At 53.4% G+C, this 12,057-nt stretch carries 14 protein-coding genes and 1 riboswitch; of the genes, 11 read left to right on the forward strand and 3 right to left on the reverse strand.

Annotation, left to right across the window (positions count from 1 at the left end):
* Positions 1–3 precede the first annotated feature (3 nt).
* From G5574_RS22585 to G5574_RS22595, 3 genes are read left to right on the forward strand one after another with little or no spacing between them, the layout of a single operon-like run.
* Entirely contained in the window at positions 4–921 is a 918-nt protein-coding gene (locus tag G5574_RS22585; RefSeq protein ID WP_174250625.1) for a carbohydrate ABC transporter permease, read from the forward strand.
* Positions 918–1,736 carry a carbohydrate ABC transporter permease gene (locus G5574_RS22590; RefSeq protein WP_033742272.1) on the forward strand — a complete coding sequence of 273 codons (819 nt, stop codon included), beginning with the start codon at positions 918–920 and terminating at the stop codon, positions 1,734–1,736. Before G5574_RS22585 ends, G5574_RS22590 begins: the two co-directional genes overlap by 4 nt.
* 10 nt (positions 1,737–1,746) lie before the next feature.
* Positions 1,747–2,655 (forward strand): metallophosphoesterase, encoded by a 909-nt coding sequence (locus tag G5574_RS22595; RefSeq protein ID WP_164483352.1) that lies wholly within the window; start codon positions 1,747–1,749, stop codon positions 2,653–2,655.
* Between the two features lie 389 nt (positions 2,656–3,044).
* Here G5574_RS22595 and G5574_RS22600 read toward each other — a convergent pair whose 3' ends face one another.
* The gene (locus G5574_RS22600; RefSeq protein WP_039339329.1) at positions 3,045–3,920 is read right to left on the reverse strand and encodes a LysR substrate-binding domain-containing protein; all 876 of its coding nucleotides are present in this window, start codon (positions 3,918–3,920) and stop codon (positions 3,045–3,047) included.
* A 103-nt stretch (positions 3,921–4,023) separates the two neighbouring features.
* On the opposite strand from G5574_RS22600, the gene G5574_RS22605 reads away from it, so the two are divergent.
* The 6 genes from G5574_RS22605 (at position 4,024) to G5574_RS22630 (ending at position 8,124) form a co-directional block, all read left to right on the forward strand.
* Positions 4,024–4,338 carry a carboxymuconolactone decarboxylase family protein gene (locus G5574_RS22605; RefSeq protein WP_164483353.1) on the forward strand — a complete coding sequence of 105 codons (315 nt, stop codon included), beginning with the start codon at positions 4,024–4,026 and terminating at the stop codon, positions 4,336–4,338.
* Between the two features lie 9 nt (positions 4,339–4,347).
* Positions 4,348–4,755, forward strand: coding sequence for a tautomerase family protein (locus G5574_RS22610; RefSeq protein ID WP_164483354.1), 408 nt, complete (start codon positions 4,348–4,350; stop codon positions 4,753–4,755).
* Between the two features lie 11 nt (positions 4,756–4,766).
* On the forward strand, positions 4,767–5,300 hold the full coding sequence (locus G5574_RS22615; protein ID WP_110268548.1) for a DUF4865 family protein: 534 nt from the start codon (positions 4,767–4,769) through the stop codon (positions 5,298–5,300).
* Positions 5,301–5,513: 213 nt separating this feature from the next.
* On the forward strand, positions 5,514–6,077 hold the full coding sequence (locus G5574_RS22620) for a peroxiredoxin (RefSeq protein ID WP_425325408.1): 564 nt from the start codon (positions 5,514–5,516) through the stop codon (positions 6,075–6,077).
* A 23-nt stretch (positions 6,078–6,100) separates the two neighbouring features.
* Positions 6,101–7,336, forward strand: a complete 1,236-nt coding sequence (locus G5574_RS22625) for a protein-disulfide reductase DsbD family protein (RefSeq protein WP_006122090.1) — start codon at positions 6,101–6,103, stop codon at positions 7,334–7,336.
* Between the two features lie 95 nt (positions 7,337–7,431).
* Entirely contained in the window at positions 7,432–8,124 is a 693-nt protein-coding gene (locus tag G5574_RS22630; RefSeq protein WP_006122091.1) for an aspartate/glutamate racemase, read from the forward strand.
* Between the two features lie 44 nt (positions 8,125–8,168).
* On the opposite strand, the gene G5574_RS22635 is transcribed toward G5574_RS22630, so the two are convergent.
* Positions 8,169–8,525, reverse strand: a complete 357-nt coding sequence (locus G5574_RS22635) for a cupin domain-containing protein (protein ID WP_164483355.1) — start codon at positions 8,523–8,525, stop codon at positions 8,169–8,171.
* Between the two features lie 954 nt (positions 8,526–9,479).
* On the opposite strand from G5574_RS22635, the gene G5574_RS22640 reads away from it, so the two are divergent.
* Entirely contained in the window at positions 9,480–9,701 is a 222-nt protein-coding gene (locus G5574_RS22640) for a hypothetical protein (protein WP_039339335.1), read from the forward strand.
* A 95-nt stretch (positions 9,702–9,796) separates the two neighbouring features.
* Here the strand turns inward: G5574_RS22640 and G5574_RS22645 are convergent, their stop codons facing one another.
* Complete coding sequence (locus G5574_RS22645) at positions 9,797–10,456, reverse strand: DUF1345 domain-containing protein (protein WP_039339618.1); 660 nt, start codon at positions 10,454–10,456, stop codon at positions 9,797–9,799.
* Between the two features lie 365 nt (positions 10,457–10,821).
* Positions 10,822–10,920, forward strand: a riboswitch (guanidine-I (ykkC/yxkD leader).
* 55 nt (positions 10,921–10,975) lie between these two features.
* Between G5574_RS22645 and G5574_RS22650 the strand changes: the two genes are divergently transcribed.
* Complete coding sequence (locus G5574_RS22650; RefSeq protein ID WP_164483356.1) at positions 10,976–12,034, forward strand: putative urea ABC transporter substrate-binding protein; 1,059 nt, start codon at positions 10,976–10,978, stop codon at positions 12,032–12,034.
* Positions 12,035–12,057: the final 23 nt, after the last annotated feature.

A 12,057-nucleotide genomic window follows, 5' to 3' on the forward strand; every position in this document is an offset into this window, starting at 1 on the left:
GGGATGGCGATGAACATGGCGGCAACAGCAACGCCCGCACCGCGTGTGCGGCGCGGTTCACTTCAGCTGTGTGGCTATTTGCTGATTTTACCGGCGCTGGGTTTTCTGCTGCTGTTTACCCATTATCCTGCGCTGGCAACGGTGTGGGAAAGCCTGTTCAGCGCTGCCCGTGCAGGTCATCCGGCCCACTTTGTTGGGCTGGATAACTACGCTGCGCTGCTGGATGATGATGTGTTTATCCGGTCGCTGTGGAATAACCTGTTGTATGCCTTGATCACTATACCGCTTGCGGTTTCCCTGGCGTTACTGATGGCCCTGGCCGTTAACCGACGGCTGGCGGGTAACGCCGCTGTGCGTGCAGCCTTCTTTATTCCCTCTCTGCTGCCGATGATAGCCATCGCCAATCTGTGGCTGTTTTTCTACACACCACAGCTGGGACTTCTGAATAAGCTGCTTGCGCTGTTTTCTGTCGCACCGGTTAACTGGCTCGGCGAACCCGGCACGACGCTCGGGTGCCTGATGGCCGTTTCTGTCTGGCGCGAGGCTGGTTTTTTTATGATTTTTTATCTGGCTGCGTTACAGCAGATCGATCCGCGCCTCAGCGAAGCAGCACAAATCGAAGGGGCGTCAAAGGGGTATTTTTTTCGCCGCGTCCAGTGGCCGTTACTGATGCCGACGACGTTGTTCGTGCTGATTAATGCCTCAATGAATGCATTTCGTATCGTCGATCAGGTGATTGCGATGACCAACGGTGGCCCGGACAGCAGCAGCAGCCTGTTACTGTTTTATATCTACCGTACGGCATTCAGCTACTGGGATCTCCCTGCGGCAGCGGCGATGACCGTCGTATTGCTGCTGATTTTAGCCCTGATTGCGGTGCTGAAATTTTCCCTGCTGGATAAGCGAGCGCACTATCAATGAAGCCTGAATTCTCTGCGGGCCGACTGTGCCTGAATATGGTTATCTGGCTGGCGGCGCTGCTGTGGTTGTTACCGATACTGGTGGCGTTGTGGGTAGCGGTTCACCCGGCGGCCGATCAGGGAAGCTTCTCGCTGTGGGCACCCCTGACGCTACAAAATTTCACGGATGCCTGGCACGCCGCGCCCTTTGGTCGCTATTTCCTGAATACCATATTGCTGGTGGTCATGATTGTGGTGTGTCAGCTTATCCTGGCCACGATGGCGGCGTACGCGCTGGTCAGGTTTCGCCTGAAATATTCGGGTTTTCTGTTCGCGCTTATCCTGTTACAGCTGATGATAAGCCCGGATGTCCTGATCCTGAATAATTACAAAACCATTGGTGCGCTGGGCTTGCGCGATACGTTGACCGGCATTGCCTTGCCGTATTTTGCTTCAGCATTTGCGATTTTCTTGCTGCGCCAGACCTTTAAAAGCATCCCTGTGGTGCTGGAAGAAGCGGCCATTGTAGAGGGCGCCAGTCGGTTTTATATCCTGCGCAAAATCTATATTCCGCTGGCCAGGCCAATCTATATCGCTTTTGCACTGGTCTCCATTAGTTTCCACTGGAATGATTTTCTGTGGCCGCTGGTTATTACGGATTCTGTAAAAGTCCGTCCGTTGACGGTAGGACTGCAGTTATTTTCGGCACCGGAGCAGGGCGTGCAATGGGCACTGATTGGGGCGGCAACGATCATGACAACGCTGCCGCTGTTGCTGTTGTTTCTGGTGTTCCAGCGCCAGTTTATCCAGTCATTTATGCGCGCAGGCATTCGCTAAGGAAAATAACATGTTAACGCCGCACACTCTCAGCCCGTCACAACGTACCTTGCTGGCGGATATTGCGTCGCTGTATCAGCCGCCATCGTTACGTGCGTTGCCCGTCAGAGATAATGGCATCCGTTTTGGTCTGCTTGCCGATCCTCAGTATGCTGATGTGGACCCGGATATCAGCAACAATCTTTACTACCGCAATGGCCTTAATAAACTCAGCCAGGCCATCAAGGCATTCAATGCGGAGCCGCTGGATTTTGTGGTGACGCTGGGCGATCTGGTGGATCGCCACTGGCAAAGCTATGCCGCCATACTGCCGGTGTTTGCCCGGTTACAGCATCCGCATGCTGTGGTACTGGGCAACCATGATGCGCAGACCATCGCTGAACGACTAGATAATCAGGCTCCCTTACACAAAGGCTATTACGCTTTCCGTTTTAACGGTTGGCGCTTTGTTGTTTACGATGGCAACGATATGAGCCTGTACTGTAATACCCTCAACGGCCGCGATCGTGAAGAGGCCGCAGCCTTGTTAGCGCAACTGCAACATGACCATCAGCCTCAGGCGCAGCCCTGGAACGGTGCCGTTGGCAGGCAACAATTCAACTGGATTGAACAGCAGCTACAGGCTGCCCAACAGTCACGGGAAAGCGTGATTGTTTTTGGCCACTATCCGCTGGCACCCGTAACCACGCACCGCCTGATGAATGCCCCCGCGCTGGTGGCGTTATTCACACGTTATCGCGTACGCGCCTGTTTTGCCGGGCACGATCATCGTGGAGGTTATGCCTGTATCGACGGGACGGAATTTTTCACCCTGAAAGGCATGCTGGATGGCCCCACAGCGGTGCCCTTTGCGTGGGTTGATATCACGGGTGACCAACTCAGGGTGTCCGGTTTTGGTGGAGAAATCAGCCGGGGCTAGCGTTTTGTGGGTGCGGGTTCAGCGTGTCTGATGCAGGGGAAACGCGAACAGCGCTGTGTTATGCATTTTAGTTACATCATACTCTAACGATTTCCTGCCAGGGTGTCGGCATCAACTTTCGCGGCAAAATAGCGTTAGCAGCAGATAATCTGCGAACATACCTTTTCGCGGAAAACCCGCTTTCATCGGCCCGCCAGAAGCGTGTGCTATCCGTGACAGCGTAACGTGAAGCGGCAGCAGGGCAGAGGTTAACGTGCAGTCTAATAAGGAAAACCCCCCAGTTTCTTCACCACTATCACCTTGTTCATTCATCTGGCGGGGTGAATTCTTTGCACTGATTAGCGACTCACACCAGTGATGCCGCGCCCGAGGTAAAGCGTTCCGGTCCGTCACAGACCAGCAAAGTGCGCTTTGATCGACTCGCAGAGTGATGCGGCTGCAGGGGATAACGGTTTTTCAGCACAGTGCAGGCTGACGCCAATCGTGCCCATTTCCGGCAGAGCTGATGTCAGCAACGTTAGCGAAGACGGTAAGCCCATCTGTGTCCGCAAGGTAATACCCAGCCCCGCCTCCGCGGCGGCCCATATTCCGCTCAGACTGCGGCTGGTGAACGCAATGCGCCAGGGAATATTCGCCCTGTCTAACGCCGCAGTGGCGGCGCTACGCATAAGGCAGGGCGCGTCAAAGACCAGCAAGGGTAGTGGTTGTTTAGCCTCCAGCAGACTCTGGACATCAAAACCCTTTACGCTGATCCAGTTGAGCGGCAACGCGCCAAGTGACTGACTGTGCGCCGTCGACTCCTCGCCTTGCCAGCAGAGGGCGACGTCAATCTCGTGCTGGCGTATTGCGGTCAGCAAGGGCTGATTGCGGCTCACGGATGCTGAAATTTGCACGTCGGGATGCGCACGCGAAAACTGACCCAGAACGGCAGGCAGGAATGTTTCGCCAAAATCTTCCTGCAAACCCAGCCGCACTTCTCCGCCAATCCCGCTGGCCTTGATGGCGGCACAGGCTTCGTCATTCAGGCTCATCAGCCTGCGCGCATAGGCAAGCATAATCTCGCCCTGCGCGGTAAGCGTCAGATGCCGTCCTGACTTCTGCACCAACGCTGCTCCCGCCTGGTATTCCAGTTTCTTTAGCTGAGCGCTCACCGCCGAGGTTGATCGGCCCAGGCGCTGCGCGGCAGACGCAAAGCTCCCCAGTTCAATACCGGTCACAAACGTACGCAGGCTTTCTGCATCAAACGTCACGGGCCTTTTCGCCATTCTTATTCATCCCATAAAACGGGACTGTTTGTCCCAATATTTCTGATTTTATAAATCATCGCCGCCTTTTATCTTTTTATCACACCCACAGAAGGAAAGAGAAATGAACCCCATACCGTTAACGCGCGAAAATCTGGCTGAGATCGCGCCCAGGCTGGCAGCGTTGAGTGAAGACATTTTATTTGGCGATATCTGGCAGCGCGACGGGCTTTCACCGCGAGACAGAAGTCTGATTACTGTCAGTGCGCTTATTGCGTTAAACCGACCCGAACAACTGAGCTGGCATCTGAAACTGGCTCGCAAGAATGGCCTCTCTGAGGCTGAGCTCACGGAAATGATGACCCACCTGGCCTTTTATTGCGGCTGGCCGGCGGCTGTTTCCGCCCTCACGGTTTTTAAAAGCACGCTCTCAGAGTAAGGAATATCTATGCCCGTCAGTCGTATTGCGATATCTGAACACCGTATTGAACAGTGGCGTGAGGCTATCTCCACGGCGTTACAGGACGCATTCGAGACCTCTTTTTCTGTGCCGCACGGGGATTGTTTTCAGTTCTTTGACAGTTATCACCGGCATACACGTGTTTTTGACCGGCACTATTTGTGCAGCGCGCAGACGGGCCGAAGTGATGACTTTCTTCTGTTTCACATTACGGCAGGGAAAGCGCGTAGCCTCGCACAAAAGCAGGCTTTTTATGCAGATTTGAATGCGCGTCTGGTAAAGGCGATTGGCATTAATCCGGCTGACGTCATGATTGTCGTGAATTTCAGTGACCCCGAGGACTGGTCATTTGGCAACGGCAAGGTGTTTAGTCTGGCCGATATCTCATCACGCTGAGGAGAAAAAATATGCTGGCGATGCAGTACCGTTTTGTTCTTCCCGCTGACTACGATATGACAATCATTCAGCGCAGGATTGCTGACAACGGCAAAAAAATGGATGGCTTTCCAGGCCTGCTGTTTAAAGCTTATCTTTACGCCTGGCAGAAGGGCGCCGATATGAACGGCCAGGAAAACAGTTATGCCCCGTTTTATCTCTGGCAGGATGCGGACAGTATGCACCGCTTTTTAGCCAGCGAGGGGTTCAAAAGGTTGACGCAGGCCTTTGGCTGGCCGCGTATTGATACCTTTCCGGTGCTGTCTGCCGACATATCGACGGCTATCAGCCAGGCGAGTTGGGCCGTCTGTGAAATCAGCCCCGTACAACCTTACAGCGATCTCGCGCTACTGACTCACCATCGGCCGCTGGACAACGCGCTGGCACGGGTGTCCGCACTGGACGCCTGCGGCTGGCGGCGCCTGACATTCACCTTATGGCGAACACCGCAGGCCGTCACTTGTCCGGCTCGCGCTTATCAGGTCGGATATATTGCACGGGCGTGACCGGCGGACCGTTACGCTCTGTCACACATTTATCTTACTAACCGCATATCTATTAGAACGGTTATATGACTATCTTATTTTATCTGCCGGGTACGTGTGTATGACCTTTCTGTCCGCCCGGCCATGCGGCTAAATATTTCCATTTTTTGCCAGTGAATCTAGTATCAATGTGCATAAGGCACTGTTGCCTGTTTGCCGATGGAGAGAAAAAGAATGCATCAAATGAAGCGCCTGAAAATGCTGACGGCAGCGACGCTGCTGGCGTTAAGCCTGCCTGTGACTTCTGCGTTTGCTGCGCTGGCCGCAGGAGAAACCGCACCGGACTTTAAACTGGAAGCGGCTCTGGCAGGTAAAGAAACGACCTTCTCCTTACAGCAGGCACTGAAAAAAGGACCGGTTGTACTTTATTTCTTCCCGGCGGCGTTCAGCGCTGGCTGCACGCTGGAAGCGCATGCTTTTGCGGAAGCAACCGATGAGTTTAAAAAGCAGGGCGCAACGGTAATTGGCGTGACCGCAGGTAATACCGATCAGATTGCGAAATTCTCTCAGCTTGAGTGTAGCGATAAGTTCACCGTCGCCGCCGATCCGGGTGCCAAAGTGGCGGCCGAATACAAAAGTACGATGGAAATGAAAGGTAAAACTCTGTCTGACCGCACATCGTATGTTATTGCGCCGGATGGCAAAATTTTGCTGAGTTACACCGATAAAAATCCAGAGGCCCATATTCAGAAGACCCTGGATGCCGTGAAAAAATACCGTCAGGCTAACCCGGCTTAATCTCACATCTGGACAGCGCCATCATGTTGACTGCTATCGCCGCCGCGTTTCTGGGCGGCATTATCCTTAATCTCATGCCCTGTGTATTCCCGGTGATCTCGCTGAAGGCCCTGAGTCTGCTGCGCCACAATGCCCAACCCGCACATGCGCGAGCCGAAGGGCTGGCTTTTCTGGTGGGTGTGGTTGTCACGATGGTGCTGCTGGTCAGTGTGCTGTTACTGGCAAGAATGGGGGGCGCTTCCGTCGGCTGGGGTTTTCAGTTGCAATCGCCGCTGGTGATAGCCTTACTGGTGCTAATCATGGTGGCATCGGCCCTCAACCTGTTCGGCCTGTTTGAGGTTGGCTTATCCCTTCAGCGGGCGGGTGAAGTCGGAGGCGAGCGGGGAGGGCTAACCGGATCGGCACTCACCGGCGCGCTGGCCATCGTCGTCGCCACGCCCTGTAGCGCGCCGTTTATGGCCAGCGCCATCGGCTATGCCTTTACGCAACCTCCCGTTATCAGTGTGGTTATTTTCCTTTCACTGGCGCTGGGGTTTGCAGCACCGTTCACACTAATTTCCTTTTTCCCTGTGTTTGCCCGCCTGCTACCTGCGCCGGGTGCCTGGATGATCACGCTCAAACACGGGCTCGCCTTTCCCATGCTGGGGGCGGCGGGGTGGTTGATTTGGGTACTGGAGCGTCAGGCGGGTTCGACAGCCCTGGCAGCCATTCTGACATGCTGCCTGGTGCTGAGTTTTGCCGCCTGGCTGTATGGTATGGCGCAAAAGCGACAGATGATGGGAAGGCGGCACTGGGCATTACACATCGCTACAGCCGCCATGGTCGTTCTGTTAATTCCGCCGTTGTTAACATTGAAAACCGCCACGACAACGCCGGATTCGCCCGATACCGTTGCCGCGGCCGCGGTGGCATGGACACCTCAAAATGTTGAGGCGATAAAAGGTCAGGGCAAACCCGTTCTGGTCAATTTTACGGCCTCATGGTGCATTACCTGTCAGGTTAACGAGCGCACTTCCCTGTCGACGCAGGCGGTTAAGCAAGCCATGGCGCGCACGGACACCATCTATATGATTGCGGACTCCACGAAGTACAATCCTGATGTCGAACAGGCGCTCAGCGACTTTGGTCGCGGCGGATTGCCGCTGTATGTCGTTTACCCTGCGGATGGCGGAAAACCTGTCGTTCTGCCGCAGGTGTTAACCCCGGGCATCGTCATCACGGCACTGCAGCAGGCCAGCGAAAAAGGTAAAAAAACCTGATGGCCTTATTGCTGCGGCAGACCATTAAACCTGCATTCAGGCCTGCGCACGCATAAGGCGGGCCTGAACCTGCACGGCATGCACACAGGATGAACATGAAAACAATCGGACTGATCGGTGGGATGAGCTGGGAATCCACGCTGCCTTATTACCGCTTCATCAATGAAGGTATTCGGGAAAGACTGGGCGGATTACACTCGGCACGACTGCTGTTACACAGCGTCGATTTTCACGATATTGAAGTCTGTCAGCGTGAGGGCAACTGGGCACAGGCAGGCAAGCAGTTGGGTGAAGCCGCCCGGGGACTGGCACTTGCCGGGGCCGAAGCCATCGTGCTGTGTACCAATACGATGCACAAGGTCGCCGACGATATAGAAGCCCACTGCAATCTTCCCTTTTTACACATTGCCGATGCCACGGGCAGGGCGATAACAGCCAGAGGGATGACGCGAGTCGCCTTGCTGGGCACCCGCTATACGATGGAGCAGGATTTTTATCTGGGGCGGTTACAGCAGCGGTTTTCGATTAACACGATCGTGCCGGAGGCGGAGCAGCGCGCCACCCTCAATCACATCATTTTTGATGAACTCTGCATGGGAAAATTTACCGAAAGCGCACGCCAGTATTATCTTGATGTGATCACGCAGCTGCGCGATCAGGGCGCGCAAGCGGTGATTTTCGGCTGCACGGAAATCGGCCTGCTGGTTCCCGAGGCGCAAAGCGCTCTGCCTGTCTTTGATACCACCAGCCTTCATGCCCGTGATGCCGTAGACTTTATGTTGTCCTGATTGTCCGTTATCCGGGCAACCAAAAAGTCTGTTCGTCGGCGTCATTAAGGGGTTTCAAATATCACGTAGAGCTTACGCATGGTCGTGTCCATAACCCATGTGCCTTCCGTATTTGCTTCAAAAAACAACGTATCGCCGGGTTTGAAATGCTGTGGTGTTTCGCCATCAGCAGTAAAAGATCCCGTTCCGGAAAGGAAGTGCATCATCTCCGCTTGCTTTACGCCGCGACGATAGCTGCCCGGCGAACATTCAAAAATGCCCATATCAATACTCTCATGGCCCGGAATGACTTTCTGCAGCCCGGCGATCACGATTTCAGGTGAACCAGGTAATCCCTCAACGGTACCCCAGGGTTCGAGAGTGCTGATCGAAGCAGGTTGTTCAAGTTTTTGTACTTTCATTTTTTCTTCCTGAGCGATTGTCACGGTTATGGCAGGCATTGCACGTTGCCCTTAGCGTAAACAAAACCAGAAAAACAAAGCGCGTTTTAATTTCCTGCGTATGAAACTTCTGCTCATTCACCGTCGTCTTTAAAGCAGAATATGCCTGGCAAGGTCACGGCGCGTTCGGTACAGAGGCTAAGGGCGCAGTGTGCGGTTTTCCCGACGCCTTGCGACTTAATGCCACACGACATCGTCGGACTGAAACTGGCGTAAGGCTATCAACAAAATAGAAGGATCACGTTTAACGGTATCCGGCGATAGTTAACGGGTTCGTTAATCTGTTCTGCAATAAACAAAATCGCGGGATGGATTTGAAGAAGGCACTGGTGATGAATTAACCCTTTTAGTTATGACAGCCCTTTAGCGGATATCACTCTATTTGACGCAATCACGATGATTAAGGATTTACCAGAAAACGGTATCGAACATACCTGTAATGCACGAGGCGAGAGCTTAAGGCGCTAGTATGTGCGGTATGTCATTCTCCTGAATTAAACACCAGCAAGACAGGCTATCCAGAGCGGGCGGCGCATCCGCCGTTTTTGCTTGTGAATGCAGGCAGTTACGATGTCATCTCATCTGCCAGACGCCGTGGGATCGCAGCCTGATTTGAGTCACCTATTCTGAGCATGCTTTGACTGTTTTTTAAAGCAAAACAGACAGGCTTATTTCGCAACAGGTAGCGTTGAGATGGGTTTCGATCCCGGTTGATCGCCTTTTCCGCCAGGCTTAACCATGCCCGTTCTCGCCGACTTTATCCGTCTGTTTATTTTTTCGCCTTGCGGCGAAATAAGATTTTTAATGAAAGTTAAACGTCTCATAAACGTAACAGAACCTGAACGGCAAAAACGTACAACATCGCTACGCTCAATATAGGTAAATCATTTTCATAATCGTTACGGAGTCAAATTGATGCATAAACTTTCGATGGTTGTTATTACCGCAGGTCTGCTCATGGCAATGAGTACTCAGGTCGAAGCGAAAGGGTGCCTGAAAGGTGCAGCCGTCGGTGGCGTTGCCGGGCATATGAAAAACCACGGTGCAGCGGGTGCGGCGGCTGGCTGTGCGGTTGGGCATCATATGGCGAAGAAAAAACAAAAAGAGGCGGATGCTAAGCAGCAAGGGCAGCAGTAAATCTCGCCTCCCTACACCGTCCGTCAGCGGACAGGTGTAGGGCAGATCAGGCTTTTCACCGCAGGTAATCTCTTCTCTCTCTTTCGTGACGCACGTTAGCTCAGCAGGCTGGCGGCCACGTTTACAGATAGCCCCAGAATCGTCAGATTAAAGATAAAAGAGATGACCGACTGCAGCAGGGCGAGTTTTCGCATTTCTGTTGTGCCCGTTGCCACATCGGCGGTCTGAGAAGCCACCGCGATGGTAAAAGAGAAATAGAGAAAATCCCAGTAAGCCGGGTGCGCCGGTTTTTCTGGAAAGATCATCGGGGTAACGCTGCTGCTACGATGCAAATAGTGCTGGTGTGCATAATGCATTGCAAACGCGCTGGGCAGTAATGCCCAGGAGGCGATGAGCGTTATGGCGGTCAGAAGCAAATGCAGGGCCCGCGGTGTGCCCGTCAGGCTTTTCAGCGTGGGAAGCTCACTCATAATGGCCACCATACTGATCGTACAGGCTACAATCACCAGCCCCAGTACGAGTGCGGCACTTTGATCCTGCATCTGGGCGATTCGTTTAATCTGATCAGGCGCAGTGCGTAACATACGAAACCAGATAAACCAAAGATAGAGCCACGCCAGCACGTTCCAGCTTATCAACAGTCGCTGCATTTGCCCCAACTGTTCGGGCAGTAAAAAATAGCAGACGATACCCGCAACGACAGAGATGAGCAGGCGCAACCGGGCGAAAAGATTTGAGCCAAAGGAAGAGTGCATGGTCATGGGTTTTTACTGGTAATTGAATCAGTTAACTCTAGTGTATTCCGGATTATCCTGCCGTAAAAAAAGCACGAGATTTACCCTGCGTTGTGAATGGGATGATGATGACATTCAGCTCTGAGTCAAATGCCCCAGCCACCACACCTTAAGTCAGGCAAACAGATGCGGTTACGTGCGATATCACCCCATTTCGTCTTTCTGTTCTGTACCGGCACCGAGAGTGTGCAACGCACATTCATTACTCATCATTCTGGTGCTTCGCGGCCTGAAAATCGGGTAATTGCCTGATTTCTGGCAACATGATTTCTGGCACGTCAATTGCAAAACTGTGAACAGTACGCAGCGCAACACATAATCTGATAGCAATAGCTGGCTAGGGTTCCGGTTCACGCGGGTGAATGTCTGGTCCGAGAGCTGGCGACCTCTGCGAGGTTACACGGCGGGACAAAAGCCCGGGAGACAGCAGCACCGTGAGGTGTCGCGCTGCTCCTTTTTTGTGCCAACCAGAGGTTAACCATGAAAACAACGTCGTTCATCCGCACGCTTTTGCTGTCACTGGTCTTGCTGATCAGCTTTCCTTCCTTCGCCGCGGTCAAAAAAGAATTCAACATCTGCTGGACGATCTATGCGGGCTGGATGCCCTGGGGCACCATCAGTAATGAAAAAATTATTGATAAATGGGCCAGCAAATACGGCATCAAAATCCATATCGTTCAACTCAACGACTACATCGAATCCATTAACCAGTATACAGCGGGGCAGTTTGACGGCTGCACCATGACTAATATGGATGCGCTGACTATCCCGGCGGCAGGCGGCGTGGATTCGACTGCGCTGATCACCGGCAGCTATTCCGATGGCAACGACGGTATAGTCCTGAAAGGGGTGAATAAAAAACTCAGCGACCTGAAGGGCATGCCGGTCTATTTACCTGAGCTGTCGGTATCGCACTATCTTCTGGTTCGCGGACTGGAAAAAGCCGGACTGCAGGAAAAGGACGTGAAGGTCGTCAATACCTCGGATGCGGATATCGTCTCGGCTTTTGGCACCAGCAACGTGCGGGCGGTGGTCGCCTGGAACCCGCAACTGTCCGTCATCAAAAAGACACCACAAACCACTGAAGTGTTCAGCTCCTCCCAGGTCCCCGGTGAACTTATCGACATGATGGTGGTGAACACCCAGACGCTGAAAGATAACCCGGCTCTCGGCAAAGCGCTGACCGGAGCCTGGTTTGAAATGATGGCAAAAATGCACGCAGGCGATACGAAAGTGCTGAGTGAGATGGCTGCTGATTCCGGTACCGACCTTGCGGGCTATCAGGCCCAGCTGAAAACGACCCACCTGTTCTGGACACCTGCCGAAACGCTGGCCTTTATTTCTTCCCCGGAATTGCCAAAAACCATGCAGCGCGTGGCGACATTCTCCTTTGATAAAGGGCTGCTGGGCCAGGGCGCACAGAGCGCTGACTTTATCGGCATGACGTTCCCGGGCAACGTCACCATTGGCGACAGGGCTAACAGCAAGCTGCGCTTCGACGACAGCTATCTGAAGCTGGCCGCCGCGGGCAAGTTGTAACCACTGACCACGGGAGTTCGTGC

The sequence above is a fragment of the Pantoea stewartii genome, from assembly GCF_011044475.1.
GTDB lineage: Bacteria > Pseudomonadota > Gammaproteobacteria > Enterobacterales > Enterobacteriaceae > Pantoea > Pantoea stewartii.

Bases quoted from the DNA above. Each gene is read 5' to 3' on its own strand.
- G5574_RS22585 (WP_174250625.1), top strand. From the start codon at position 4: ATGGCGATGAACATGGCGGCAACAGCAACGCCCGCACCGCGTGTGCGG.
- G5574_RS22635 (WP_164483355.1), bottom strand. From the start codon at position 8,525: ATGAAAGTACAAAAACTTGAACAACCTGCTTCGATCAGCACTCTCGAA.
- G5574_RS22630 (WP_006122091.1), top strand. From the start codon at position 7,432: ATGAAAACAATCGGACTGATCGGTGGGATGAGCTGGGAATCCACGCTG.
- G5574_RS22610 (WP_164483354.1), top strand. From the start codon at position 4,348: ATGCCCGTCAGTCGTATTGCGATATCTGAACACCGTATTGAACAGTGG.
- G5574_RS22645 (WP_039339618.1), bottom strand. From the start codon at position 10,456: ATGCACTCTTCCTTTGGCTCAAATCTTTTCGCCCGGTTGCGCCTGCTC.
- G5574_RS22590 (WP_033742272.1), top strand. From the start codon at position 918: ATGAAGCCTGAATTCTCTGCGGGCCGACTGTGCCTGAATATGGTTATC.
- G5574_RS22640 (WP_039339335.1), top strand. From the start codon at position 9,480: ATGCATAAACTTTCGATGGTTGTTATTACCGCAGGTCTGCTCATGGCA.
- G5574_RS22605 (WP_164483353.1), top strand. From the start codon at position 4,024: ATGAACCCCATACCGTTAACGCGCGAAAATCTGGCTGAGATCGCGCCC.
- G5574_RS22620 (WP_425325408.1), top strand. From the start codon at position 5,514: ATGCATCAAATGAAGCGCCTGAAAATGCTGACGGCAGCGACGCTGCTG.
- G5574_RS22595 (WP_164483352.1), top strand. From the start codon at position 1,747: ATGTTAACGCCGCACACTCTCAGCCCGTCACAACGTACCTTGCTGGCG.
- G5574_RS22600 (WP_039339329.1), bottom strand. From the start codon at position 3,920: ATGGCGAAAAGGCCCGTGACGTTTGATGCAGAAAGCCTGCGTACGTTT.
- G5574_RS22650 (WP_164483356.1), top strand. From the start codon at position 10,976: ATGAAAACAACGTCGTTCATCCGCACGCTTTTGCTGTCACTGGTCTTG.
- G5574_RS22615 (WP_110268548.1), top strand. From the start codon at position 4,767: ATGCTGGCGATGCAGTACCGTTTTGTTCTTCCCGCTGACTACGATATG.
- G5574_RS22625 (WP_006122090.1), top strand. From the start codon at position 6,101: ATGTTGACTGCTATCGCCGCCGCGTTTCTGGGCGGCATTATCCTTAAT.